Genomic DNA, 26266 nt, shown 5'->3' with positions numbered 1-26266 from the left:
GCCTCGAGCCTTACCCCTTCGTCAGCCTGTACTGCCTGAGATCCGGGTCGTGCGTCATGCGCCAGTAATCCACGAACCGCCACGGCATTGCCGAGAACACGCGGCCGCTCGAGTTGCGGTAGTAGGTGCTCATGCCGGGATGGGTCCAGATCATGGCCTCGTGTTCGGCATCCACCTTCTGGACGTAGTCGTCGAGCACGTCCTGGCGGACGTCGATGGCGTCGAGGTTTTGCTCGATCATGGCGGCGAGACAGGCCGAGATGTAGCGGCTCTGGCATTCCGACTGGAAGATGACGCTGCCGCCATGGGCCGGCCCTGAATTCGGGCCGAGCATGCAGAAGAAATTGGGAAAGCCCGGCACGGTGAGGCCGAGGAAGGCGGTCGGATTGTCGTTGGCCCAGGCCTGCCGCAAATCCTTGCCGCCGCGGCCGGTGATGTTGAGGCGGGCTGCCATCTCCGTCACCTTGAAGCCGGTCGCGACCACGATGATGTCGGCGGGGCGGTGCTTGCCGTCGGCGGCAACGATGCCGGTCTCGTCGAAATGATCGATCGCGTCGGTGACGAGCTCGACATTGTCGCGCCGCAAGGTCTTGAACCAGTTGTTGTCGAGCAGGATGCGCTTGCCGTAGGGCGGATAGGTCGGCACGCATTTCGCGATTAGATCAGGCCGGTCCTTCAACTCGGTGAGGATGAAGTCGGTCAGCTCCTGGCGGTGCCGGTCGTTGCCCTTGTTGACCGCGCGCTCGGGGTGCGGCCAGGCCGGGTCCTTGCGCAGGAACGGCAGCAGGCCGTCGCCGTAGCGCCAGAACATGTTGAAGCGGTACCACTGCACATAGAACGGCAGGTGCGCCAGCAGCCAGCGCGCGCCCTCGCTGATCGGATCGGCGTAGCCCTTCACCGGCCGCGCCCATTGCGCGCTGCGCTGATAGACCGTGACCGAGGCGACGCGGCCGGCGATCGACGGCACCAGCTGCATCGAGGTCGCGCCGGTGCCGATCACCGCGACATGCTTGCCGTCGAGCTTGATGTCGTCCGACCACAGCGCCGAATGCAGGATCGTTCCCTTGAAGTCCTCCTCGCCCTTGAAGCGGGCACGGGAGGGGTCGTTGAGCTGGCCGATGGCCGAGACCAGCGCGGTGGATTCGATGGTCCCTTCGCCGTCCTTGGTTTTCAGCGTCGAGATCCAGCGCTGCCTGCTGTCGTCCCAGCGCGACGAGGTCAGTTCGGTGTTGACGCGCAGATGATCGCGGATGCCGTATTCGTCCGCGACCTTGAGCAGATAGCCGAGCAGCTCCTCGCGCTGGCAGAAGTAGCGGGTCCACGCATTGCCCGAGCCGAACGAATACGAATATGAATGGTTTGGCGTATCGACGCCGCAGCCGGGATAGCGGTTGATCCACCAGGTGCCGCCAAGCTCGGCGTTCTTCTCGACAATGGTGTAGGGGATGCCGAGATGGCCGAGCGCGACACCGAGCGCGATGGCGCAGACACCGGCGCCCACGATCAGGACGTGCTGGCGGGCAAGCTTCTCGTCAGAGGGACGCTTCGTCCATCGCGGCTCACGCGGCACAAAACCCATCTCCTCGCGCATCAGCGGCGCATATTCCGGCGCGACGTTCTCGCCGAGACAGACGCGCATCATCCTCAGCAGCAGTTCGTCGCCGGGATCGGTGACGACAGGCTTCGGCGTGCCATCGGCAAACAGCCTGACCACTGCGGCGCGGATCTCGTCCTGGGTCTCCCGTGGCACGCCGGCCTCGGGATCGGGGATGAGGCGGATATCGCGCTTCGGCAGGTAGGGCGGTTCGAGCCACTTCTCGTCGCCGGTCATGTGCACCAGCACCATCAGCAGGCAGCGGATGTCGCCCTCGGCGACCGCAGTAGTGAGGTCGAATGGCTCTTGCGGAGATGCGATGTTCATGGCGTGTCCTGATCTCCGGATGCAGTGAAGAGGCCGCGCGTCATCAGCTTGCGATAGGCGGAGATGACGTGGTCGGGCACGGCGGTGACACCGCCTTCCGAATAGGAATAGCGGCGGCTGAGATAGCCGCGCGCGCCCATCAGCATGTGGACGATGGCCTCGAACTCCTCGTCGCTGTAATCCCGGATCGCGCACGCCGTTCGCGCGCGACGCAAGATGCGGACATAGGCGACCGAGATGTTGTCGAGATGTTTCTGGTAGCCGTGAGGTGCAAAGAACTCGGCCTCGTTGAGGATGCGCAGGAATTCCGGCACCTCGCGGATGAAGTCGAAGAAGGCGGAGAAGCGCGCAATCTCCTGCCGCGCCGCATCCGCCGTGCCGGTGCGGGCGCGGATGAACTCGACCATGTCGAGGCCGATCTTTGGCAACAGCTGGTCGAGCAGTTCCTGACGGTTCTCGAAATGATTGTAGAAGGTGCCTTGCGCGACGCCGGCTTCTTCCGTGATGCGGGCGACGGAGGCCTCCGCATAGCCATGCTTGCCGACGACCTTGGTCGCGGCGTCAAAGATCTTCTGCTTGGTCCAGGCATTGCGCTCGACGCGGTTGAGCTTTGTCACCTTGGCATTCGCTTGCGTCATTCAGACGTCTCCAGCTCGGCGCGCAGCACGCGCTTGAGGATCTTTCCACTCGGGTTGCGCGGCAGGCTGTCGCGGATGACGAGCTGTTTCGGCACCTTGAAGCTCGCCAGCCGCGCGCGGCAATGATCGGTGAGGGCGGGGAGCTCGAGGCGGGCGCCCTCGGCCAGCACGACGACGGCGACCGGACGCTCGCCCCAGCGCGTATCGCGAAGGCCGATCACCGCGACTTCGCGCACTTCAGGCAGATCGTAGATGATGCGCTCGACCTCGGAGGAGGCGATGTTCTCGCCTCCGGAGATGATCATGTCCTTCTTGCGATCGGTCAGGTACAGGAATCCCTCGTCGTCGAGATAGCCGACGTCGCCGCTGCGGAACCAGTCGCCGAAGAAGGCGGTTTCAGTCTTCTCCGGATCCTTCCAATAGCCGCGCGTGATCTTGGGCCCGCGCAGGCAGATCTCGCCGTTAACGTTCGGCGGCTGCGTCTTGCCGTCCTCGTCGCGGATCTCGATCTCGACATGGGCGATGGCACGGCCCGTTGATCCGATCTTCTCGATCTCGCGGCCGGCCTCCATGAAGGTGTCGCCGCCGACGGTCTCGGTGAGGCCATAGGCGTCGATATAGCGGGCGTTGCGGAAGAGTTTGGAAAAGGCGCGGATGCGCAGCTCCGGCGTCTTCTCGCCGCCGCCGATTGCCCATTTCAGGCTGGAGACGTCGTAGCGGTCGCGGGTCGGGCAGGTGAGCATCGCTGTGGTCATCACGGGCGCGAACCATGCGGCGTCGAGCCTGTCCTCCGCGATCGCCGCGAGCGCCGTCTCTGGCTCGAAATTGCGTTCGATGCGGATGAAGCCGCCATGCCAGAGCACGGCGATGCCGGGCAGGTCGAGCGCGCCGACGTGATAGAGCGGGCCGACGACGAGAAGGCGCGTGTCGGCGCTGAGGCCGAGTGCGATGGTCTGGTCGGCCGACTTCCAGTAGAAATTATCGTAAGTGAGCATCACGCCCTTGGGGCGGTCGGTGGTGCCCGAGGTGTACATCAGGCGCATCAGGTCTGATGGCTGGCGAACGTGCATGGGGGCTGGCGGCGTGCTGCCTGTCAGATGCGTGGCGCTCTGCTGCCCGGCCTCGTCGAGCACGACAGTCTTTGCGCCCGCGGCATTTGCCGCCAACTCCTCGTCGACGATCAGCAGGCGCGCACCGGCATTGGTGGCGATGTAGCCGACCTCGTCGCGCGAGAGGCGGAAGTTGATGGGCAGGAAGACCCCGCCGAGATGGCTGGTGGCGAAGACGAGTTCCAGGAACGCCGCACTGTTCTTCATGAGCACGGCGACGACATCACCGGCGCCGATGCCCTGTGCGGCAAGCCAGCCCGCGACCCTGCGCACGCGCGCATCCAGGGCCGCGTAGGAAATCTCCTCGCCGCGATATTTCAGCGCAGGCCGCTCCGGCGTGCGCCGGGCATGGAAGGCGATGAAGCTCGACAGGTTGATCATTGCGCTTGTTTTGGGCCGGTTGCCGGCCTCGTTTCCTCCCAGATGAATTCTGACTCGTAATTCATCTTTGGCTTGACGTCACCCCTCTACCTCTGAAATCCTCGGGAACATGGAGACGAGACGATCTCCAGCAAGGGATCAGGAAACGCCGACCCGAAAGAGGGAGGGGAAAATGACGAGAACCCGCACGCCGGGCATCAGCCGCCGTTCAGCACTGGCGCTGATGGGCGCCGGAGCGATGACGTTTGCCGCGCCGTGGGCGGCGCGCGCACAAGCCAAGACGATCAAGATCGGTATGCCGACGATCCTGTCAGGCCGCGTCGCGCAGCTCGGCACGTCCTCGCGCAATGCCGTGATGCTCGAGGTGGAGAAGGTCAACGCCGCGGGCGGCCTTGCCGGGCGTCAGATCGAGATGGTGGTCCGCGACTCCAAGGGCCAGCCGCAGGAAGCAGCGCGTGTCGCGCGCGAGCTCGTCAACACCGACGGCTGCGAGCTGCTGCTCGATGGCGAAGCGTCCTCCGGATCGTTCGCGGTGCATGAGGTCGCGCGTGACCTCGGCGTGCTCTGCATCCACACCTGCTCGGAAGCCTCTTCGCTCACGGCCGATCCCAAGCAGCACATCCCGAACGCGTTCCGCTGCGTGCGGCAGGGCATCCACGATTCCATCGTCGGCGGCAGTTACGCCGCCGCGATCTCCAAGGCCAAGGGCCTGAAGAAATGGGCGACGTGCTCGCCCGACTACGCCTATGGCCGCGACACCACCGGCGAGTTCACGCTGTACCTGAAGCGCTTCGCGCCCGACGTCGAGATCATCAGCGAGTCCTGGCCAAAGCTGTTCCAGCCCGATTACACCGAGGTGGTGACGAAGATTTTGCAGGCCAAGCCGCAGGCGCTGTATTCCTGCCTGTGGGGCGGCGACCTCACCTCCTGCATCGACCAGGCCAACATCTACGCGATGTTCGGCCAGATGGAGGTGTTCGCGGTCAACATGGCCGACTACACCGCGCTGACGGTGGTGAAGAACCTGCCCAAGGGCATCCACTCCGGCAATCGCTACATCAAGACGTTTCCGACCACGCCGGAGAATGCCGCCTGGGGCGATGCCTACAAGGCCAAGTACAACGAGTATCCGACCAACTGGTCGTGGCAGAACGCGACCGCGGTGATGTTCCTCGCCGAAGCCGCCAAGAAGGCGAATTCGGCCGACGGCAAGAAGCTCGCGGAGGTGCTGAAGGGCCTCACCATCAAGTGCCCGTTCGGCGCCGACGGCACCGTGACGATGCGTGGCGACGATCACACGCTGGTCGGCTACGCCATCGGCTGGGGCACGACGATCCCGCAGGAGCCTTATGTGCCCGAGGTCAAGGCCGGCGACTGGAAGACGATCTTCGAGCTCGAGGCCGAGTGGAAGAAGAGCAAGGGCTACACCTGAGTTGATGCGCGGCGGGGACGGGCGACCGTCTCCGCCGTTTTCGTTTGGCTCCCCGCGCCGCATCAGGCGCGCTGCAATGAAAGTGTTCCCGTGGATCTCGACGCGCTTGCCGGCTGCCTCTCCAGCTCCGCCTGCCTGGTGACGCAGACCACCAGCGGCCTCATCATCGGCATGCTGTTGTTTCTGGTTGCGGTCGGGCTGACCTTGATCTTCGGCGTGCTCAAGGTGGTCAATTTCAGCCACGGCGCCTTTTATATGTTCGGCGCCTATTTTGCGATGGCGGCCTATCAGCTCACCGGCAGTTTCGCGCTCGCGATGCTGGCGGGGGCGGCGGGCACTGCCATTCTCGGCCTGATCTTCGAACGCGTCTTCATGAGCCGCGTCTATGGCGCGGACGTCTTGATGCAGTTGCTCGTCTGCTATGCCTTCGTGCTGATCTTCGACGACGTCGTGCGCATCATCTGGGGGCCGGAATTCAAGTCGATGGGCATGCCGTCGGCGTTCCAGGTGATGCCGCTGTTCATCGCCGGCGGCGTGGTGCCGCCTTATTACCTGCTGCTGATCGGCGTCGCACTTGTCGCGGCTGTCGTACTTGGCTTTGGTCTATCGCGCAGCCGCATCGGCAAGGTGATCCGCGCCGCCGCGCATAATCCCGGCATGGTGTCGGCGCTCGGCATCAACACCGGCCTGATCTATGGCGGCGTGTTCGCGCTCGGTGGCATGCTGGCGGGTCTTGCCGGTGCACTGGCCGCCCCGGTGCGCTCGTTGACGCCGGGGATGGGATTCTCCGTGCTGATCGAATCCTTCATCGTCACCGTGATCGGCGGCATGGGCTCGATTCTGGGTGCATTGATTGGCGCGCTGCTGCTCGGCCTCATCAGATCGTTCGGCTCGCTCGGCTTTCCGCTGTTCACGGAGGGCCTGATGTACCTGTTCATGGTGATCGTGCTGGTCTCCAAGCCCACCGGCCTGTTCGGCAAGGAGGCGGCATGACCGAGCTCGAGGCCGGGCGCGCGCAAGCGCTGGCGCCGGTGCGCGGCGGCGCCGCGCTGCAACGCTATCGCGACGTGCTGATCGCGCTGGTTGCGTTCGCCGTGCTGGCGAGCCTGCCGCTGTTCACCGGCAGCAAGGCGCTGCTCGACTTCGTCATCCGCTGCTCGGCCTACGGCCTGTTCGCGACCTCGCTCAATCTCCTGGTCGGCTACACCGGCCTGACCTCGTTCGGCCACGGCATGTTCTTCGGCCTCGGTGCTTACGGCTTCGGCCTGATCATGCAGAAGCTCGGCGTTCCCATTCCGGTCGCTGTCGTCGCAACGCTGGCGATCACTGCCGTGATCGCTGCGATCATCGGCGCGATCTGCGTGCGGTTGAAGGAAATCTATTTCGCCTTCGTCACGCTCGCTTTCCAGATGCTGATCCACTCGACCATCCTGTCCTGGGCCTCCTTCACCGGCGGCGACCAGGGCCTGCGTGGCGGCATCCCCAGGCCCGCGTTCCTCGGCATCAACCTTGCCAACCACATTCATCTCTACATCGCGAGCTGCGCGCTTCTCGTTCTCGGCCTGCTCGCGATGCGCCAGATCGCGCAATCGCCGTTCGGCTACACGCTGCGCATGATCCGCGACAACGCCGCGCGCGCGAGCTTTCTCGGCATCGACGTCTGGCGTGCAAAGCTCACCGTGTTCGTGCTGGCGGCGCTGTTTGCGTCCATGGGCGGCATGGTGATGGCGCTGTTCGTCTCCGGCGCCTATCCGGAATTCGCCTATTGGACCATCTCGGGGGAAGCGATCTTCATCAACATGCTCGGCGGCGTCTCGACCTTCCTCGGGCCGATGGTCGGCACGGTGCTGCTCTTGTTGCTCAACGACACCGTGACGCGCTTCACCGAGTATCATGGCATCGTGCTCGGCGTGGTCATCCTGTTCTTCGCGCTGGGCCTGCGCAAAGGCCTGCTGGACTTCGTCGCCGAGTGGTTTTCGCAGCGCCGCGACGCAGGCGAGGGGCGCTAGCGATGCTCGAGATCCGCAACCTCGCAAAATCCTTCGGTGGCGTGAAAGCGACCAACGACGTCTCGCTCGACTTCCCCGACGGCTCGCTGACGGCCGTGATCGGCCCGAACGGCGCCGGCAAGAGCACGTTCTTCAATTTGATCACCGGCGCGCTGAGGCCGGACAGCGGTCAGGTGCTGCTCGACGACGTCGATCTCGCCGGCCGCTCGCCGCCGGAGATCGTCCGTCACGGCATCGGACGTGCCTTCCAGGTCGCCAGCATCTTCAAATCGCTGACGGTGCAGGAGACCATGCTCGCCGCGGTCAGTGCCGATCAGCGCACCTCCGCGGTGCTGCACAAGCGCTTTCCGCTGCCCGAGACGCGCGACCGTGCCGAGCATGTGATGGAGCTGCTGGGGCTCGCCGGCAAACGCCATCGCACCGCTGCGACGCTCTCGCACGGCGACCAGAAATTGCTCGACATCGCGCTGGCGCTGGTGCTCGAACCAAAGGTATTGCTGCTGGACGAGCCGACCGCCGGCATGGGGCCGGAAGAACGCTGGCGCATGATCGACAAGGTGCGCGAACTCTGGGAGACCCAGAAGATCACCGTGGTCTTCATCGAGCACGACATGGACATCGTGTTCAAGATCGCGCCCAAGATCGTCGTGCTGTGCTACGGCCGCATTCTCGCCACAGGCACGCCCGACGAGATCCGCAACAACAGCGCCGTGATCGACGCCTATCTCGGCACAGATCATGCGGGAGCCGCCGCATGAGCGCCGCCGTCATCGAAGTTGCCGATCTCGACGTCTATTACGGCACAAGCCAGATCCTGTTCGGCGTCGGCCTGTCGGTGCGGCAGGGCGAGACCATGGCGCTGCTCGGCCGCAACGGCGCCGGCAAGTCGACGACGATGAAGGCGATCATGGGTCTTGCGCCGCCGCGGCGGGGCAAGGTCAGCTTGCGCGGTGCGGTGATCTCCGGCCAGAAGCCGCACACAATCGCACGCGCCGGCCTCGGCTTCGTGCCCGAGGATCGCCAGATCTTTCCGGAGCACAGTGTCGAGGACAATCTCGTCATCGGCCGCAAGAAGGGGCCGGAGGGCCAGGACGAATGGCCGATCAAGCGGATCTATGAGGTCTTCCCGCTGCTGGAGCCGCTGCGCCATCGCATCGCCGGGCGCCTTTCGGGCGGCGAGCAGCAGATGCTGGCGATCGCGCGCACGCTGATGGGCAATCCCGCGCTGCTGCTGCTGGACGAGCCGAGCGAGGGGCTCGCGCCGATCATCGTGCAACGGATCGGCGAGCTGCTGCGCCAGCTTCGAAGCATCGGATCGACCGTGCTGATCGCCGAGCAGAACATGCATTTCTGCCTCGGCCTTGCCAGCCATGCCACGGTGATCGACAAGGGACAGATCGTCTATGCCGCGGGAATCGACGAGCTGAAGGCCGACGATGCCATCCGGCGGCGTTACCTGGCCCTGTAAGCCGGCGCCGGTGCCTCTGTAGGCGGGAAGAAGAAAACCATTGCCTCGACATCGTCCCGCGGAAGGAGTTTCCCCTTCGGGAGGCAAAAACGCCAATCGCTTCCATTGCCGTTTCGGGCCGAAACGACGACATTCCCATCTGAAATTGATGGATTGGCCACGGTCATGGAACGCACTGGATTCGAGCCCTTCGGCGAGCAGCTGGTGTCCGCAACGGACGCCCAGCCGAAATCGCGTGCCTCGAAGCTCCTGCTGCGGGCCGGCACCACGCTGTTCTGGTCGCTGGTTGCGGGCATCGTGCTGGCGCGTGCGGCCTTCTTCGAGCCGGGCATCTATGACGGCTTCAGCCGGGTTGCATCGCTCGCCAAGAGCCTGATCTTCTGATCCCCGATTATTCCGGGCTGAGGACAGAACTTCCCTCGGCCCTGATATGCCGAAAACTTATTCCCCATCGAGCCGACGCTGCGTATAAATATTTCTCCTCTGGGAGAGATTTGTGTCGCAGAATCAAGCATCCAGCCCGGCCGACGCCAAGCCGACCACTGCCGCGAGCCGCGTCGTCGCGCTGATTCCCGGCATTCTCCTCTGTATCGCCGTGGCCGGCGTTTCGGCCCTGCTCGAGCACCTGGAACTGGGCGTGTTCGAGCACCCCTATGTCGAGGCGCTGGTGATGGCGATCCTGCTCGGCATGGCGCTCCGCAGCTTCTGGAGACCGGCTCTGCGTTGGCAGGCCGGCATCGCCTTCAGCGCCAAGCAGCTGCTTGAGGTGGCCGTCATGCTGCTGGGGGCCTCGATCAGCTTCGCGGCCATCGCCGCCTCCGGCATTGCGCTTTTGGCCTCGATCGCCGCCGTCGTCGTGATCGCGCTCTGCGTCTCCTTCGGCCTCAGCCGGCTGCTCGGCCTGTCGACGCGGCTCTCGATCCTGATCGCCTGCGGCAACTCGATCTGCGGCAATTCGGCGATTGCGGCGGTGGCGCCCATCATCGGCGCCAACAACGACGAGATCGCATCCTCGATCTCCTTCACCGCGATCCTCGGCGTGATGATGGTGCTCGGCCTGCCGCTGTTGATCCCCCTGCTGCAACTGTCCGCCACGCAATACGGCATCCTCGCGGGCCTCACGGTCTATGCGGTGCCACAGGTGCTCGCGGCGACGGTGCCGGCGGGGCTCGTCTCGACGCAGATCGGCACGCTGGTGAAGCTGATGCGCGTCCTGATGCTGGGGCCGGTCGTCGTCGGCCTGTCGCTGATCGCCTCGCGCTGGCAGACCGACGCCAAGAAGACCAATGTCGGCTTCTTCCGCCTGGTCCCCTGGTTCATCCTCGGCTTCCTCGCGCTGGCGACGCTGCGCTCGCTGGAGATCGTGCCGGGCACGGTGGTGGGGCCGGTGACGAAGATCACGAGCTTTCTCACGGTGGTGTCGATGGCCGCACTCGGCCTCGGCGTCGACGTGCGCGTGCTGGCGAATGTCGGCGGCCGGGTGACGGCCGCAGTCACGCTGTCGCTGATGCTGCTGCTCGGCATCAGCATCGCGCTGGTGCATTGGTTCAAGTGAGGGACGGCGGTCGCGTACCCTCCCCTGGAGGGGGAGGGTCGATCGCGCGAAGCGCGAGCGGGGTGGGGTGATCGCTCCGCACCGGCAGTGCACAGGGCGGAGAGACTGTCACCCCACCCCGTCTCACATTCTCGCTACGCTCAATGTGAGCCGACCCTCGCCCTCCAGGGGAGGGTAAGCGAAATTCGCGTTCGCCGTGCCTAGAGCGGTTTCGAGCGAAGTGGACACCGGTTCGCGTGAAGAAAACGCGTCAAAACAAGAATCTAGAGCTTCGGTTCTGATTCAATCAGAACCGAAAATGCTCTAGTGTCCTGAACCAAAAGTTCGTGGCATTTTAGGCCTTGGCGGGCAAACTGTAAGCGCAGAAGCGCTCGATCGAACTAAGGATGTCGTCGGCTGATTTTGTCCATCGGAACGGCTTTGGTTTGGCGTTGTGAAGTTCGATGAAGGACTTAATGTCGGTGCGCAGCGCAGCCACGCTGCGATAGATACCGCGCCTGATTTTGCGCTCGGTGATGAGCGCAAAGAAACGTTCGACCTGATTGAGCCAAGATGAACTGGTTGGCGTCAGATGCACGTGCCAGCGTGGCCTCTTGGCCAACCAGTTGCGGATCAGCGGCGTCTTGTGGGTTGCGTAATTGTCCATGACAAGGTGAACGTCCAGACTGTCTGGAACAGCGGCTTCGATCTCATCGAGAAATTTGCGGAACTCCACGGCGCGATGGCGCCCATAACACTTGCCGATGACCCGGCCAGTTGCGATGTCGAGGGCAGCAAACAGCGAGGTCGTCCCGTGGCGCTTGTAATCGTGACTGCGGCGCGCCGCCTGGCCAGGCCGCATGGGGAACATGGGCTGGCTGCGGTCCAGCGCCTGGATCTGCGATTTCTCATCGACACACAGTACAATGGCGCGCTCGGGCGGGGCCACATAGAGGCCGACCACGTCGCGAACTTTGGCAACGAAATCTGGGTCGGTTGAGAGCTTGAAGGTCTCCAACCGATGCGGCTGCAGGCCGAAGGCGCGCCATATCCGCTGTACTGTCGAGACAGACAGCCCGCTGGCCCGTGCCATACCGCGTGAACTCCAATGCGTCGCATCGGCAGGCTTCGTCTCAAGGGTGCGGACGATCACCGCCTCGATCCGGGCATCCTCGATGGTGCGCGGCGTCCCTGATCGCGGCTTGTCCAAGAGACCTTCAAGTCGATGCTCGGCGAAGCGCAGACGCCATTTGCTAACCGTGTCAGGATCAATAGCCAGGCGGGCCGCCACGACCTTGCTCTGCTCGCCTTCAGCACAGGCCAAGATGATCCGAGCCCGCAGCGCCAACGCCTGCGCCGTGCTCCGGCGCGACGCCAGCGACGTCAACTCAGCGTGTTCCATCTCATCGAGCCCCAGCGGGGCAAAGCGTCGACCCATAACCGATCCTCCCCAAAATCGAGAGATTCCGCTAGGTTCGAGTCGATTTGGAGTCCGTCGAACTTCAGATTCGGGACAGTAGAGCGTATTCGGTTCTGATTGAATCAGAACCGAAGCTCTAGATTCTTGTTTTGACGCGTTTTCTTCACGCGAACCGGTGTCCACTTCGCTCGAAAACGCTCTAGCAGCCGCTCTCCTTCAAGCGCCACGACAGCAGCACTTGGACCGGGTTTGCGCGAGCCGCAAAACGGCTGGAAGGTGGCTTTCTATCTGCAAAGATAGTTCTCGGCCCGATTTGGAAAGTATCTTTTCATCGAGACTTGCCTTGCCACTCGCCTCAGAAAATAGCTGATCTAGATCAATGAGATAAAACCGGAAAGATGGATACTCGATCCTGGCACGTACCTTGCTAACCTCTATTCCGAGTAGAATCATAAGCTTGTCAGGGGGAGGTCTGATGGAATTCCAGGAGGGAAGGCAGGATCTGGCGCGGCGCGGCCTGCCCGAGATCGATGCCGCGACGGTCGATGGATTTCTCGGCGCGGCCGACGGGGCCGGCGCGGTCGCGGTGCTGCTGTCGGCGGGTGACCCCAAGCGTTTCCCGGAGGCCATCGACGTTGCGGTGGTGCTGCCGGAGCTGATCGACGCGTTCCAGGGACGGCTGCGCGGTGCCGTGATCGCGCGCGCGGCCGAGAGCGAGCTCGGCCAGCGATTTGGCGTGCGCGTGCAGCCGACGCTGATCCTCGTCGCCAAAGGCGAGACGCTCGGGCTGATCGCCAAGATCCAGGACTGGTCGGTCTACATCGATCGCATCACCAGGCTGATCGAGCGCCCGCGCGGACACGGCGCGGCCGTTGCGGCCACCATCGTTCCCCAGCATCGCGGACAGGGTGTCGAGCTATGAAAGCCGGTTTCTGGACTGCGCCGGAAGGCGCCGAGCAGCCGATCAGCGTGTTTCCGATCGGCGAGGAGAGTCTCAATGCCGCGAGCGGCAGCCTGACGGCGGCCGGGGCCCTGGCCAAGCTCGCCACGCTCGACAGCGCCGAGCTGGCCAGGAGCTGCCCCAATGCAGTGGAGCTGCTGTCGAAGGTGGCGGATGTGATCGCCGGGCAGAAGGCTGATGCGCCGACGCAGCTATTCCGGCTCGGCAATCTCAACGATCTCGAGCGCCGGCTCGTCGCCGACGTGCTCGGTGAGGGCGAGGTGGCCGGCGTCGTCGCGCTGCCGGACGGCTCGCTTGCGCAGATTCAGGAGTCGGTGCTTGCCGGCCTCTGGCGGATCCGGATCGAGACCGACGGCCATCACGAATATCTCGAGGTCGGCGCGATCCCCGAGATCGTGAAGCGCGCGGCCGCCGATCTGACCTCCGCCGATTTCGAGATCGGCCAGCCGCCGGAAGGCGCCATGAACGTTTTGCCGGTGCTCGCCGAGATCCGCGAGCGGGCGCAGGCCTTTCGGCCCGGCATGCGCTCGCAGATCATCAATTTCACGCTGCTGCCGATGAGCCCCATCGACATGAGCTTCCTGCAGGAGACGATCGGCAACGGGCCGATCCAGCTCGTCTCGCGCGGCTACGGCACCTGCCGGGTGCTGTCTACTGGCATCCGCAATGTCTGGTCGGTGCAGTTCTTCAACGCCATGGACACCATCATCCTCGACACGCTCGAGGTCGGCGGCGTGCCGACCGTGGCGCTGGCTGCGGACGAGGATTTCGAGGATTCCGCCGAGCGGCTCACGGAAATCATCGAGGCGTATTTCAGATGAGCGCCTTCGAGAATTTCGGAGTGCGCCAGGACGTCGCCGACGTCACGCGGCTGGAGTGTGGCATCTGCTGGACCGTCTACGATCCGGCCGATGGCGACGAGGTCGCGCAGATCGCGCCGGGGACGCCGTTCGCGGCGTTACCGGAGGAGTGGCGCTGCCCGAACTGCGACGCGCCGAAATCCAAATTCATGGCGGTCGAATCGTGACCGCAAGCGCGCCAGCCATGGTCGATGACGCCGACGCCGCGGCGTGGGGCGAACTGCTGGCCGGCGCCTACCGGGAGATCGGCGCGCGCGCGATGCAGGATCTACCGATCTACAACGATGCGCTCGGCGTCGAAGCGGTCGGCTTTCATCGCTTCAACGGCACGACCGTCGGCATCATGGTCACGCCGTGGTTCATGAACGTGATGATGCCGGCGAGCGCGGGAGCGCAGGCGGGCGCGACACAGCGCATGCGTTTTCCGACGGGCGAGATCGAATTCGTCGTGAGCAAGGTCGTTCCGATCGGCAATATCGCGAGTTGTTCGCTGTTCTCGCCGATGTCCGAGTTCGCAGACATGGAAGCCGCGCGGGCGACGGCTGAAGCCGCGCTGGCCGAGCTGATGCTGGCAGCCGACAGCGAGGAGGCGGTTCGCCGTCGCGAGCCTCCGACACCTCAGATCGATCGGCGCAACTTCCTGCGGGGCGCCCTGACGGAGCGGCGCGGATGAGCCTCTCGTTCCGAAACGAAATTGACATTACGGTGTGGCTCGCCGGCGCCACGATCGCCGACGTTGCCATCAAGCCGCGCAGCCGGCCGCCGCTGACGCGCCTGTTTGCCGGCAAGCCGGCGGCATCGCTGCTCCCGGTACTGCCGCGGCTGTTTTCGCTGTGCTCGGTCGCCCATCAGGTTGCGTACCTGTCGGCGATGGAAGCCGCGCAAGGGCGCGAGCCGGCGCCCGCGAGGCTGCGGAGCCGTATCACTGCGGTGATCGGCGAACGGCTGACGGAATTGCTGCGTGGTCTGTTCGTTGGACGGGCTGCGCTCGACGGCACCAGCGCCGCTGCGGTACGTGCCGTAATGCAGGCGAGCGCGCTCCTCGGCGGCGTGGACGAAGCCGCCCCCGAGGCTTTGCATTGCGAAGCGATCGCGCAGATCAGGACCGCGCTCGGTGCGCTGGGTATATCGAGCGAAGCTGCGGCCTTTGAGCCGGGAAGTGCACTGGCCGCATCCGTTGCGGGATGCAGCGGTAAGCTCGTGGCACAGCCGGTCGTCGAGCCATCGTTCTTGACCTTGGCGGACGATATCGAGATCGTCGCGCGTCTGCTGGCGGACGGCGCAGCTTATTCCGATGCGCCCGATCTCTGTGGCCGGATTCCGGAAACCGGCGTCTGGGCGCGCAGCGCGCGCCGGAAGGAGATGTCCTCGTCATCGGGCGACCCCGCTGCGCGTCTGAAGGCACGTATTGCCGAGATCGGGCAGCTCTGCGCCTGGCTCGATCACGGCGCCACCGATCTCGAGGAGGGCGTGGTCGCGAGCTATCGACTTGGCGCGGGCAAGGGCGCGGCTGCGGTGGAATGCGCGCGCGGCCGGCTCTATCACGCCGTCGCGCTGGACGGCGAGGGCCGGATCGTCAATTTCGAATTCCTGGCACCGACCGAATGGAATTTCCATGCGCATGGGCCGCTGGTCCGGAACCTCAAGGGCGCGACTCTCGCTGCCGGCCGGCAGGGGCAGGATGCGGTTCGCGCGCTGGTCGGCTCGTTCGATCCCTGCGTCGGCTTCAGCCTCGGCTTTCGCGAGGCCGGCCATGCATGAGATGGCGCTGTGCGAAGGCATCATCGGAATCGTGGAGGAGGAAGCGCGCAAGCGCGCTTTCGCCAAGGTGAAAGTCGTCTGCCTCGAGATCGGCGCGCTCAGCCACGTCGCGCCGGAAGCGCTGAAATTCTGCTTTGAGGCCATCGCGGCACGAAGCATCGCGCGAGGCGCACGGCTTGAGATCGTCGAGACGCCCGGGACGGCCTGGTGCATGGCTTGTTCGAAGAGCGTCGAGATCAATCAGCGTTACGAGCCGTGCCCGTCCTGCGGGGGCTATCAATTGCAGGTGACGGGCGGTGAAGAGATGCGTGTGAGGGAACTGGAGGTCGACTGATGTGTACGGTCTGCGGCTGCAGCGACGGCAAGGCATCCATCGAACACACGCATGATCATCATCACGATCATGGCCATGGTCACCATCATCACCACGGTCACGGCCAACACCATGACCATCAGCACGGCGACGCATGCGATCACATCCCAGATGACGCAGGTCTGCTCGACCGCAGCGCCAACCGGGCGGGTCAGACCATCGCCGGCATGAGCAGCGACCGCATCATCCAGGTCGAGCGCGACATCCTCGGCAAGAACGACAGGCTCGCAGCCGACAACCGTGCCCGCTTTGCCGCCGATGGGGTGCTCGCCTTCAATCTGGTGTCCAGCCCCGGCGCCGGCAAGACCTCGCTGCTGGTCCGCGCCGTGTCGGAGTTGAAGTCCAGTTGCTCGATCGGCGTGATCGAAGGCGACCAGCAGACTTCTAACGATGCCGAGCGGATTCGCGCGACCGGCGTGGCGGCGATCCAGGTCAACACCGGCAAGGGCTGCCACCTCGATGCCGCCATGGTCGGCGAGGCCTATGACCGGCTGCCGTGGCTGAACGGCGGTCTTCTCTTCATCGAGAATGTGGGCAATCTGGTCTGCCCGGCGGCGTTCGATCTCGGCGAGGCCTGCAAGATCGTGGTGTTCTCGACCACCGAGGGCGAGGACAAGCCGCTGAAATATCCCGACATGTTCGCAGCTTCGTCCCTCATGCTGATCAACAAGATCGATCTTGCGCCCGTGCTCGATTTCGATCTGGCGAGGACGGTCGAATATGCGCGGCGGGTTAACCCGAAGATCGAGGTGCTGACGGTGTCGGCGCGCACCGGCGAGGGCTTTGCGGCGTTCTACGCCTGGATCCGCAAGCGGATGGCGGCGACGGCGTCCAACGCGATGACGGCAGCGGAGTGATGATGGGCGGCGAAGCCACGGCACAGGATGGACGGCGACTGCGCCTGCATGTGCGCGGCGCCGTGCAGGGCGTTGGTTTTCGCCCCTATGTCTATGGCCTTGCCACCCGCTATCGCCTCGGCGGCTTCGTCGCCAACGATCCCCACGGCGTCGTGATCGAGGTGGAGGGCGATCGCGCCTCCGACTTCGTCTTGGCGCTGCCGCTGGAAAAGCCACCGCTCGCCAGGATCGACGAGATCTCGGTGCAGCCGGTCGGCGCGGTGGCGAGCGAAGAGTTCTGCATCCGCACCAGCGAACAGGGGCGGGTGTCGACACGCATCGTCGCCGATGCCGCGACCTGCCCGGAATGCCTAGGCGAACTGTTCGACCCGGCCAGCCGTTTCTACCGGTACCCCTTCGTCAACTGCACCCATTGCGGCCCGCGCTACACGATCGCCGAGCGGCTGCCCTATGATCGCCAGACCACGGCGATGAAGCGCTTTGGCATGTGCGGGGCCTGCGCCGGCGACTACGCCGATCCCAGGAGCCGCCGTTTCCATGCCGAGGCGATCGCCTGCCCGCAATGCGGCCCAAAGCTCAGCCACGGGTGCGCGGACATCGCTGCGGCGATTGCCGCTGGCGGGATCGTCGCGATCAAGGGGCTCGGCGGCTATCAGCTGCTCTGCGATGCCCGCGACGAGGCGGTCATACTGCGGCTGCGGCAGCGCAAGCAGCGCGACCAGAAGCCGTTTGCGGTTATGGTTGCGTCGCGGGACACGGTTGCCGACATCGCTGACGCCGCCGCCGCCGAGCTGGCGTTGCTCGAAACGTCGCCGCGGCCGATCGTACTGATGACGTCGCGCCATCGTCTCGCGCCCGCGATCGCACCTGAATTGTCGCGCCTCGGCGTCATGCTGCCGGTCGTCCCGCTGCATTACCTGATCTTCGAAGCGCTGGAATCGGCGCATCCGCGGACCGATGGGCGCTGGGTGATTGTCGCCACCAGCGCCAATCGCGGCGGCGAGCCGCTTCTGACCGACAATCGCCAGGCAGAACGAATGCTGGCCGGTATCGCCGACCTCATCGTCACCCATGACCGCGACATCGTCACCCGTGCCGACGACTCCGTGGCCGCAGTCATTGCCGGCCGGACGCAAATGATCCGCCGTGCCCGCGGCTACGTGCCCGAGCCGGTTCGCCTCGCGCGGTCGGTGCCGCCGATCCTCGCCGTCGGCGGCGCGCTGAAATCGACGGTGACGGTCACGCGCGGCAACGAGGCCTTCGTTTCGCAGCATGTCGGTGACCTCGACACCGCCGAAGGCATCCGCTTCTTCGAGGAGACCATCGAGCACCTGCTCTTGACGCTGGATGTCGAGCCGGTCGTCGTGGCTCATGACCTACATCCGAACATGGCCTCCACCCGTTTTGCCGAGGCGAGCGGAAAGAGGTTGATCGCGGTCCAGCACCATCACGCCCATGCGGCCTCCGTGATGGCGGAACATGGCGTCGCGGGACCGGCACTGGCGCTGGTGCTCGACGGCTTCGGCCATGGCAGCGATGGCGGCAACTGGGGCGGCGAGCTGTTGCTCTGCGAGGGCGCGCGCTTCCGGCGGCTCGGACATCTGTCGCCCTTGAAGATGCCGGGCGGCGATCGCGCCGCGCGCCAACCCTGGCGCATGGCCGCAGGCGTGCTTCATGTCCTGCAACGTGGCGAGACGATTGCAACGCGCTTTGCGGCAGAGCCGCAGGCTGCGCATCTGGCCGCCATGCTCGCGCAAGGCGGCGTGCCGGTGACGACCAGCGCCGGGCGGCTGTTCGACGCAGCGGCGGGACTGCTCGGCCTTTGCCGGGTCCAAAGCTACGAGGGCGAAGCCGCGATGAAGCTGGAAGCGCGCGTTCGCACGCCGCAGATCGCGGAGGACGGCTGGACCATCGAGAACGGGATGCTGTCTCTCGTCCCGTTGCTCGCGCACCTTGCTACCGAGGGCCTCGATCCGGTCCACGGCACCGAGCTGTTTCACGGCACCGTTGCGGCGGCCTGCGTCGACTGGATCGGTCGAGCGGCGCGCGAAACCGGCATCACGACCGTCACCCTGAGCGGCGGCTGCTTCCTCAATGCGATTCTCACGGACGAGATCCAGCGCGGCTGCATCGCCTCGGGCCTTTCTCCATTGCGGCCGCGGCAGCTGCCGCCCAATGACGGTGGTCTCAGCCTCGGTCAGGCGTGGATCGCGGCGCTGCAACTCCTCGAACAGCAAGGCCTGGAAGGAACCGCCTGATGTGTCTCGCGATACCTGCTGAGGTCACGAAGCTCCTCCCTGACGAGATGGCGATTGTCTCGATCGACGGCGTCAGCAAGGAGATATCAGTCGCCTTGATCGAAGACCTTGCCGTCGGCGACTACGTGATCATCCATGTCGGCTACGCCCTGACCAAGATCGATCCGGAGGAGGCCAGGCGGACGCTCGAACTGTTGCGAGAGCTCAGCGCCGCGGGAGAAGGAGCCGCGTCATGAAATATGCCGACGAGTTTCGCGACAAGGAAATTGCGCTCGGGCTCGCGAAGGCGATCCGCAACGAGGCTAATCCGAACAAGCCTTATCGCTTCATGGAATTCTGCGGCGGCCATACGCACGCGATCTCGCGCTATGGTCTCGAGGACATGCTGCCGAAGAACGTGCGGATGATCCACGGCCCCGGCTGTCCGGTCTGTGTGCTGCCGGCCGGGCGCATCGACATGGCGATCCGGCTTGCGGAGCGGCCGGACATTATCCTCTGCGTCTATGGCGATCTGATGCGCGTGCCCGGCTCGCACGGCGCATCGCTCCTGAAGGTGAAGGCGCGCGGTGCCGACATCCGCATGGTCTATTCAACGACCGACGCGATCCGGATCGCCGCGGACAATCCCGGGCGCGAGGTCGTGTTCTTCGCCATCGGCTTCGAGACGACGACGCCGCCCACAGCGGTCATGATCCGGCTCGCCGAGAAAAAGCAGATCGAGAACTTCAGCGTGTTCTGCAACCACGTGCTGACGCCGCCGGCGATGCAGAACATCCTGGAGAGCCCCGACATCCGCAATATCGGCCGGGTCGAGATCGACGGTTTTGTCGGGCCAGCGCATGTCTCGACCATCATCGGCACCGCTCCTTACGAGTTCTTTGCCGAGGAGTTCGGCAAGCCGGTTGTGATCTCCGGCTTCGAGCCGCTCGATATGATGCAAGCCATTCTCATGCTGGTGCGGCAGGTCAACGAGCACAGGCATGAGGTCGAGAACCAATACAGCCGCGCGGTGAACCGCGACGGCAATCTTCGCGCCAAGGAAGAAGTTTCCGACATCTTCGAGCTACGCGACCAGTTCGAATGGCGCGGTCTTGGACAGGTTCCCTATAGCGGACTGAAGCTGAAGCGCGCCTACGCCAAATACGACGCTGAGGTCCGCTTCGACATGGACGAGCTGCATGCCGACGACAATCCCGCGTGCGAATGCGGCGCCATCCTGCGCGGAGTGAAGAAGCCGGTCGACTGCAAGCTGTTCGGCACCGTCTGCACACCGGAGACGCCGATGGGATCCTGCATGGTCTCCTCAGAAGGGGCCTGCGCCGCGCACTGGACCTACGGCCGCTTCCGGGATCACCAGCAGAGGCGGGCGTCATGAAGGCCTACCAGCGCAAGCTCGACATCAGGAACGGCTGCGTCGACCTGTCCCACGGCTCGGGTGGCCGTGCCATGGCGCAATTGATCTCGGGCCTGTTCCACGAGGCTTTCGGCAACGAATGGCTGGCGCGCGGCAACGACCAGTCGGCTTTCGACGTCGGCGCCGGGCGCATGGTGATGACGACCGACGGCTATGTGGTCTCGCCGCTGTTCTTTCCCGGCGGCAATATCGGCTCGCTCGCGGTGCACGGCACCGTCAATGACATCGCCATGGCCGGTGCACGGCCGCTCTATCTCTCGGCGAGCTTCATCATCGAGGAAGGCTTTCGGTTCGCCGACCTCAAGACGATCGCGGAGTCGATGGGGGAAGCCGCGCGCAAGGCCGGCGTCCACATCATCACTGGCGACACCAAGGTGGTCGAGCGCGGCAAGGCCGATGGTCTGTTCATCTCGACCGCCGGCGTCGGGGTCGTGCCCGACGGGCTCGATCTCTCGGCCGAAAATGCGCGTGTGGGCGATCGCGTTCTGATATCGGGTACGCTCGGCGATCACGGCGTGGCTATCATGTCGAGGCGGCAGAACCTTGCCTTCGAGACCGAGATCGTCTCGGATTCCGTGTCATTGAACGGTCTCGTCGCGAACATGGTCGAAGCCGGTGGTCGCAGCATCCGCCTCATGCGCGATCCGACCCGCGGCGGACTCGCGGCTGCGCTGAACGAGATCGCCCAGCAGTCCGGCCTCGGCTTCCATCTCATCGAGCAGGCGATCCCCGTGAAGCCGGGGGTGGCGGCGGCGTGCGAACTGCTTGGACTTGATCCGCTCCACGTCGCCAACGAGGGCAAGCTGGTCGCGATCGTCGCGTCGGAGGCTGCTGGTGCGGTGCTGGCCGCGATGCGGGCGCACCCGCTTGGCCGGGAGGCTGCCGACATCGGCGAGGCCGTTGCCGACGATCATCATTTCGTGCAGATGGCAACGAGCTTTGGCGGCGGCCGAATTGTCGACTGGTTGTCGGGCGAGCAACTACCCCGTATCTGCTGAGGCCCACGATGCGCATTCTGCTCCTGTCGCATTCCTTCAACAGCCTGACGCAGCGGCTCCACGTCGAGCTTAGGGAACGAGGTCACCACGTCTCGGTCGAGCTCGACATCCATGCCGATGTCACGCGCGAGAGCGTGGCGCTCTATCGGCCGGATCTGGTGATCGCGCCGTTCCTGAAGCGAGCGATTCCAGACGATATCTGGCGCAGCGTGTGCTGCCTGATCGTTCATCCCGGACCCCCCGGTGACCGTGGTCCGGCTGCGCTCGACTGGGCCATTCTCGAAGATGCAAGCGAATGGGGCGTCACGGTGCTGCAGGCGGATGGTGAGTTCGATGCCGGTCCGGTCTGGGCGTTTCGTACCTTTCCGATGCGGTCCGCCGCGAAGTCCAGCATCTACCGCGACGAGGTGACATCGAGCGCCGTCGAGGCGGTTCTCGAAGCCGTCGCGGCGATCGAAGCCGGAAGAGCTGCTCCGCAGCCGTTACGCGCGGACGACCCGCGCATTCGCACGCGTGGACCGTGCCGTCAGGCGGACCGAGCGATCGACTGGCAACTCGACACCACTGCGACCATCCTGCGCAAGATCCGCAGCGCCGATGGCATGCCGGGTCTCGTCGACAGCCTGTTCTTCCAGGACGTCAGGCTGTTCGACGCGCATGAAGCGCACGAGATCTCCGGCGTGCCCGGAACCGTCGTCGCGCAATGCGACGGCGCGCTTGCGCGAGCCACGATCGATGGTGCGGTCTGGATCGGCCACGTCAGGCGGCTAGCGCCAAGGAGCCTGAAACGGCCCGCGGCAAAGATCTTCGCGGAGGAGGCGGCGCAGCTGCCGCACAGGCCCGGTTGCGGCTATGCCCCGATACGTTATCGCGAGTATGGCCAGGTGGGCGAGCTCGCATTCTCGTTCTACAACGGCGCCATGAGCACCGGCGACTGCGAAGCCCTGCTCGACGCCTATCGCGCCGCGCTGGCGCGTCCGACCAGGGTGCTGCTGCTGACGGGCGGCCAGGACTATTGGTCCAACGGCATCCATCTTGCCGAGATCGAGGCGGCCGAAAGCGCCGCGGACGAGTCTTGGCGCAACATCAATGCGATCGACGATCTCGCCCGCGCGATCATCGAGACCACCGATCGCCTGGTCGTCTCGGTCATGCGCGGCAACGCTGGTGCGGGCGGAGTGTTCCTCAGTCTCGCCGCCGACGAGGTCTGGGCAAGCGACCAGATCGTCCTCAATCCGCACTACAAGGACATGGGCAATCTCTACGGCTCGGAATACTGGACCTATCTGTTGCCGCGCCGTGCGGGCGCAGCGAACGCAACCCGGATCACGCAATGCCGGCTCCCGATGGGGGTGGCGGAAGCGCGGCGCCTCGGCATCGTCGATCGCGTGTTATCAGGCGAGGAACTTGCCGACATAAGCCTCGTACGGCGCGGCGCCGCCATGGCGTCGGATGCCGGGCTTGCCATGCGCCTAGCCGCCAAGCAGCAGCGTCGCGCAGCCGATGAAGCCGAGAAGCCCCTGCAATCCTATCGCGACGCGGAACTGCGGCGGATGAAGCTGAATTTCTACGGCTTCGATCCGAGCTACCACGTCGCGCGCTACAACTTCATTCACAAGGTCCCGAAATCGCGCACGCCGTTGACCATCGCGAGTCACCGGTCAACCCGCGTGCCCGGGCGGCCCATTGGCATGGCGGTGCCATCGTGAGCATTCAGGGAACCATTCTCGTCGTCGACGACGAGGTCCGCTCGCAGGAAGCGCTCCGGCGCGTGCTCAGGGAGGATTTCGAGGTGCTCTGCGTCGGCAACGCGACCGATGCGGAGAAGCTGCTGGAGGGCGAGATCGTCCACGCGATCCTCTGCGACCAGCGGATGCCGCATGAATCCGGCGTGAGCTTTTTGAAGCGCGTCCGCGAGCTCTGGCCAGATCCGGTACGGATGATCATTTCCGGCTATTCGGACTCCGAGGACATCATCGCGGGACTGAACGAGGCCGGCATCTATCAATACATCACCAAACCCTGGCAGCCGGAGCAGCTGATCGAGATCGTCAAGGAGGCGGTTCAGCTCTATCGGCTGCAGAAGGAGACGGAAACCGCCGGCGTCGACGTCAAGGCGACGTCGGGTCACATCAAGAAGGTCGTCTCGGTCAAGCGTGGGGTGGCCAAGCAGCTCCACGATTTCGATCGTATCGTGCATTCGCCGGAAAGTCCGATGCACAACGTGATCGAACTCGGCAGGCGCGCCGCCGACTACGATATCTCGGTTCTGATCACCGGCGAGTCCGGCACTGGCAAGGAGCTTTTGGCGCGCGCCATCCACTACGGCTCGGCGCGCGCCAACAAGGCGTTCGTGGTCGAGAACTGCGGCGCACTGCCGGACGAGCTCTTGGAGAGCGAACTGTTCGGCTGCAAGAAGGGCGCCTTCACCGGCGCCTATCAGGATCGCATCGGCCTGTTCGAGGTCGCCGACGGCGGGACTATTTTCCTCGACGAGATCGGCGAGACTTCGCCGGCGTTCCAGGTCAAGCTCCTGCGCGTGCTGCAGGAGAGCGAGATCCGCCCCCTCGGTGCACAGCGCGTGCGCAAGGTCGACGTGCGCGTGGTGGCGGCGACCAATCGCGACCTGGAGGCCGAGGTCGAAGCCGGCCGCTTTCGGCGCGATCTGTACTATCGCCTCGCTGCATTCCCGGTGCATATGCCGGCGCTGCGTGAGCGTCCGATGGATATTTCACTGATCGCCGAGGGCGTGCTGTCGGCGGTCAAGATCTCGTTCAACCGGCCGAGCCTGCGCTTCGCGCGTTCGGCACTGGATGAATTCGCAAAATATCACTGGCCGGGCAACGTGCGCGAGCTCCAGAATGAGATCCAACGCATGGCGGTCCTTGCCGATCAGGACGAGCTGCGCGCCCCGCCGCTCTTGGGGCGCCGCAGCGGGAGGCGACCCGCGCCGATCCCGGCCCACGGCAAGTCGAACGGATCGGCCTCCTTGAAAGATAAAGTGGAGGATCTCGAGAAGTCGGTTATCATGAATTGCCTGGAGAGGTACGACGGAAATATCAGCCGTGTTGCGAGCGAGCTGGGTCTGTCACGGGTGGGACTCAGGAACAAGCTGTCTAGGTATGATCTGAGAAAAAATGCCAAAGGCGACGCATTCTCCTGAAGCGATCGAACCGGATTCGCTTCTCAAGCTGGTCACCAGCAGCGGAGCGATCGAATTCGATCGCGAGCGCGAGGGCGCCTGGATCGAAGTCATCCGCAAGATGGACGAGGTCTATTCGGACCTGTTGCGCTACGAAGTCGACCTCGAGCACAAGAACGCGGAGCTGGAGGAGGCCCAGGCCTTCGTCACCAACGTCATCGAGTCCGTCTCGGACATCCTCGTTGTCTGTGATGCCAAGGGTCTGGTGCAGCAGGTCAATTCCGCATTCCAGCATGCGCTTGGCCGCAGCGTCGAGGACGTGGTGGGTAAGAACATCGCCGACGTCATCGATGCCGCCGACGCTGCCAAGATCGTGCCGCTCCTGAAGCCGCGCGGCACGCCCGACGTCGTCGATGGCGAATTGAGATTTTCGACGGATGGCGGCAGCACCGATCTGTTCGCGATCAACAGCTCCCCGCGTCACGATCATCGCGGCCGTTTCATCGGTGTGGTTCTGACTGGCCGACCGATCGGCGAGCTGCGCCGTGCCTATGAGGCGCTGCACAAGGCGCATCATGAATTGCAGCGCGCGCAGCGGCAACTTGTCGAGCAGGAGAAGATGGCGAGCCTCGGCCGACTCGTCGCCGGTGTCGCGCACGAGCTGAACAATCCGATCAGCTTCGTCTACGGCAACATCCACACCCTGATACGCTACCGCGCTGCCATCGTCGCCTATCTTGACGCGATTCACGGCAAGAGCCGGGCGAGCGACCTCGCGGCGCTGAAGAAGAGCCTGCGGATCGACGATGTTATCGAGGATTTCGGTCCGTTGATCGAGGGCACCATGGAGGGTGCGGTCCGCATAAGCGAGATCGTCAAGAACCTCCGCCGGCTGTCCTTCAGCAAGCTCGGTGAGGTCGAGCGCGTCAATATCGAGCGGTTGATCAACACCGCCGTGCTGTGGGCCGTCCGCACCAAGCAGGTACGCATCGACCTGCAGATGGAGCTCGAACCGGAGCTCTGGATCTCCGGTAACGAGGGCCAACTACATCAGGTCATCGTCAATCTCGTGGAAAATGCGATCGACGCGATGCGAGGCACCGAATTGCCCCGGTTGGTCGTCTCGGCTGCACGCGAGGGCAACGAGATCTCGTTGCGGATTTCGGACAACGGTCCGGGAATCGACAAGGATCACATCAGCCATATCTTCGAACCGTTCTTTACCACCAAGCGGGTCGGCGAAGGCACGGGGCTCGGCCTGTGGATCAGCTATGGCATCGTGCGCGAGCACGGCGGCGAGCTCCTTGCAGCGAACGCCCCGGAAGGCGGCGCGACTTTTTCGTTTGTGCTGCCGGCGGCATAGTCTGCTGACGGCATTCTTGCACGAAGCTACCTCCGATGAATCTGACCGGCGGCGGCCCATTAGATCCTTGAATGGATGCAACCGCAGCGTCTCCAATTTGAGCTGGCGGTTCACGGTGTATTGACTGTCGGATCATTGTTCCAAGAACGACCCCATTCCGCTTCTCTTTGCAGCTCGCGAGTGCAGCCATGCGCTTCTTGACCAGCGACTGTTCTGGTTGATCAGTCGCCCAGACTTTGGCATGGTTTTCACCGGGAATCCCGGAGGACGCCCGGCGATCTCAAAGCCCAGAATCAGTAAGTCTTAGATGGTCTGTCCGCCGGATACTTCGATGCGTTGAGCCGTCATCCACCGGTTGTCAGGACCG

The 26266-nt window shown here is 64.4% G+C and carries 25 protein-coding genes; 21 read left to right on the top strand and 4 right to left on the bottom strand.

All coding sequences use genetic code 11. The annotated features are described in order from the left end of the window. Positions 1–10: 10 nt before the first annotated feature. From TSA1_RS12360 to TSA1_RS12350, 3 genes are read right to left on the bottom strand one after another with little or no spacing between them, the layout of a single operon-like run. Positions 11–1921 (bottom strand): flavin-containing monooxygenase, encoded by a 1911-nt coding sequence (locus TSA1_RS12360; RefSeq protein ID WP_100176611.1) that lies wholly within the window; start codon positions 1919–1921, stop codon positions 11–13. Next, the gene (locus TSA1_RS12355; protein WP_100176610.1) at positions 1918–2559 is read right to left on the bottom strand and encodes a TetR/AcrR family transcriptional regulator; all 642 of its coding nucleotides are present in this window, start codon (positions 2557–2559) and stop codon (positions 1918–1920) included. The genes TSA1_RS12360 and TSA1_RS12355 overlap by 4 nt, the downstream gene beginning before the upstream one ends. After that, a complete protein-coding gene (locus tag TSA1_RS12350) occupies positions 2556–4049 on the bottom strand; it encodes an AMP-binding protein (RefSeq protein WP_100176609.1) in 1494 nt (497 codons plus the stop codon). The genes TSA1_RS12355 and TSA1_RS12350 overlap by 4 nt, the downstream gene beginning before the upstream one ends. A gap of 172 nt (positions 4050–4221) precedes the next feature. Between TSA1_RS12350 and TSA1_RS12345 the strand changes: the two genes are divergently transcribed. The 7 genes from TSA1_RS12345 (at position 4222) to TSA1_RS12315 (ending at position 10513) form a co-directional block, all read left to right on the top strand. Further along, positions 4222–5481, top strand: a complete 1260-nt coding sequence (locus TSA1_RS12345; protein WP_100176608.1) for an ABC transporter substrate-binding protein — start codon at positions 4222–4224, stop codon at positions 5479–5481. Positions 5482–5571: 90 nt separating this feature from the next. Then, positions 5572–6474, top strand: a complete 903-nt coding sequence (locus TSA1_RS12340; protein WP_100176607.1) for a branched-chain amino acid ABC transporter permease — start codon at positions 5572–5574, stop codon at positions 6472–6474. Then, positions 6471–7490 carry a branched-chain amino acid ABC transporter permease gene (locus TSA1_RS12335; protein ID WP_100176606.1) on the top strand — a complete coding sequence of 340 codons (1020 nt, stop codon included), beginning with the start codon at positions 6471–6473 and terminating at the stop codon, positions 7488–7490. Before TSA1_RS12340 ends, TSA1_RS12335 begins: the two co-directional genes overlap by 4 nt. Before the next feature lie 2 nt (positions 7491–7492). Continuing rightward, positions 7493–8248: an ABC transporter ATP-binding protein gene (locus TSA1_RS12330; RefSeq protein ID WP_100176605.1), complete on the top strand. Its 756-nt coding sequence runs from the start codon at positions 7493–7495 to the stop codon at positions 8246–8248. Continuing rightward, on the top strand, positions 8245–8958 hold the full coding sequence (locus TSA1_RS12325; protein ID WP_100176604.1) for an ABC transporter ATP-binding protein: 714 nt from the start codon (positions 8245–8247) through the stop codon (positions 8956–8958). Before TSA1_RS12330 ends, TSA1_RS12325 begins: the two co-directional genes overlap by 4 nt. Before the next feature lie 165 nt (positions 8959–9123). After that, positions 9124–9342, top strand: coding sequence for a hypothetical protein (locus TSA1_RS12320; RefSeq protein WP_100176603.1), 219 nt, complete (start codon positions 9124–9126; stop codon positions 9340–9342). Between the two features lie 112 nt (positions 9343–9454). Next, complete coding sequence (locus TSA1_RS12315) at positions 9455–10513, top strand: YeiH family protein (RefSeq protein ID WP_100176602.1); 1059 nt, start codon at positions 9455–9457, stop codon at positions 10511–10513. Between the two features lie 334 nt (positions 10514–10847). Here TSA1_RS12315 and TSA1_RS12310 read toward each other — a convergent pair whose 3' ends face one another. Beyond that, entirely contained in the window at positions 10848–11930 is a 1083-nt protein-coding gene (locus TSA1_RS12310) for an IS630 family transposase (protein ID WP_100174551.1), read from the bottom strand. Between the two features lie 457 nt (positions 11931–12387). On the opposite strand from TSA1_RS12310, the gene TSA1_RS12300 reads away from it, so the two are divergent. From TSA1_RS12300 to TSA1_RS12235, 14 genes are read left to right on the top strand one after another with little or no spacing between them, the layout of a single operon-like run. Continuing rightward, a complete protein-coding gene (locus TSA1_RS12300) occupies positions 12388–12834 on the top strand; it encodes a thioredoxin domain-containing protein (protein WP_100176601.1) in 447 nt (148 codons plus the stop codon). Then, positions 12831–13694, top strand: a complete 864-nt coding sequence (locus TSA1_RS12295; protein WP_100176600.1) for a hydrogenase expression/formation protein — start codon at positions 12831–12833, stop codon at positions 13692–13694. Before TSA1_RS12300 ends, TSA1_RS12295 begins: the two co-directional genes overlap by 4 nt. Next, the gene (locus TSA1_RS12290; protein ID WP_100176599.1) at positions 13691–13900 is read left to right on the top strand and encodes a rubredoxin; all 210 of its coding nucleotides are present in this window, start codon (positions 13691–13693) and stop codon (positions 13898–13900) included. Before TSA1_RS12295 ends, TSA1_RS12290 begins: the two co-directional genes overlap by 4 nt. Next, positions 13897–14406, top strand: coding sequence for a [NiFe]-hydrogenase assembly chaperone HybE (gene hybE / locus TSA1_RS12285; protein ID WP_100176598.1), 510 nt, complete (start codon positions 13897–13899; stop codon positions 14404–14406). The genes TSA1_RS12290 and hybE overlap by 4 nt, the downstream gene beginning before the upstream one ends. After that, on the top strand, positions 14403–15494 hold the full coding sequence (locus TSA1_RS12280) for a nickel-dependent hydrogenase large subunit (protein ID WP_100176597.1): 1092 nt from the start codon (positions 14403–14405) through the stop codon (positions 15492–15494). The genes hybE and TSA1_RS12280 overlap by 4 nt, the downstream gene beginning before the upstream one ends. After that, complete coding sequence (gene hypA / locus TSA1_RS12275) at positions 15487–15828, top strand: hydrogenase maturation nickel metallochaperone HypA (RefSeq protein ID WP_100176596.1); 342 nt, start codon at positions 15487–15489, stop codon at positions 15826–15828. Before TSA1_RS12280 ends, hypA begins: the two co-directional genes overlap by 8 nt. Beyond that, positions 15828–16724, top strand: coding sequence for a hydrogenase nickel incorporation protein HypB (hypB, locus tag TSA1_RS12270; RefSeq protein WP_100176595.1), 897 nt, complete (start codon positions 15828–15830; stop codon positions 16722–16724). Before hypA ends, hypB begins: the two co-directional genes overlap by 1 nt. A gap of 2 nt (positions 16725–16726) precedes the next feature. Further along, positions 16727–18982: a carbamoyltransferase HypF gene (hypF, locus tag TSA1_RS12265; protein WP_174718869.1), complete on the top strand. Its 2256-nt coding sequence runs from the start codon at positions 16727–16729 to the stop codon at positions 18980–18982. After that, positions 18982–19218: a HypC/HybG/HupF family hydrogenase formation chaperone gene (locus tag TSA1_RS12260; protein ID WP_100176593.1), complete on the top strand. Its 237-nt coding sequence runs from the start codon at positions 18982–18984 to the stop codon at positions 19216–19218. The genes hypF and TSA1_RS12260 overlap by 1 nt, the downstream gene beginning before the upstream one ends. Continuing rightward, positions 19215–20357 (top strand): hydrogenase formation protein HypD, encoded by a 1143-nt coding sequence (gene hypD, locus TSA1_RS12255; protein ID WP_100176592.1) that lies wholly within the window; start codon positions 19215–19217, stop codon positions 20355–20357. Before TSA1_RS12260 ends, hypD begins: the two co-directional genes overlap by 4 nt. Next, positions 20354–21394, top strand: coding sequence for a hydrogenase expression/formation protein HypE (hypE, locus tag TSA1_RS12250; RefSeq protein WP_100176591.1), 1041 nt, complete (start codon positions 20354–20356; stop codon positions 21392–21394). Before hypD ends, hypE begins: the two co-directional genes overlap by 4 nt. An 8-nt stretch (positions 21395–21402) precedes the next feature. Further along, positions 21403–23103, top strand: a complete 1701-nt coding sequence (locus TSA1_RS12245; protein WP_100176590.1) for a hydrogenase maturation protein — start codon at positions 21403–21405, stop codon at positions 23101–23103. Continuing rightward, positions 23100–24557: a sigma-54-dependent transcriptional regulator gene (locus TSA1_RS12240; RefSeq protein WP_100176589.1), complete on the top strand. Its 1458-nt coding sequence runs from the start codon at positions 23100–23102 to the stop codon at positions 24555–24557. The genes TSA1_RS12245 and TSA1_RS12240 overlap by 4 nt, the downstream gene beginning before the upstream one ends. Continuing rightward, positions 24532–25899 (top strand): PAS domain-containing sensor histidine kinase, encoded by a 1368-nt coding sequence (locus TSA1_RS12235; protein ID WP_100176588.1) that lies wholly within the window; start codon positions 24532–24534, stop codon positions 25897–25899. Before TSA1_RS12240 ends, TSA1_RS12235 begins: the two co-directional genes overlap by 26 nt. Positions 25900–26266: the final 367 nt, after the last annotated feature.

The organism is Bradyrhizobium nitroreducens (assembly GCF_002776695.1).
GTDB lineage: Bacteria > Pseudomonadota > Alphaproteobacteria > Rhizobiales > Xanthobacteraceae > Bradyrhizobium > Bradyrhizobium nitroreducens.
This window is presented reverse-complemented; position numbering and strand designations above follow the sequence as displayed.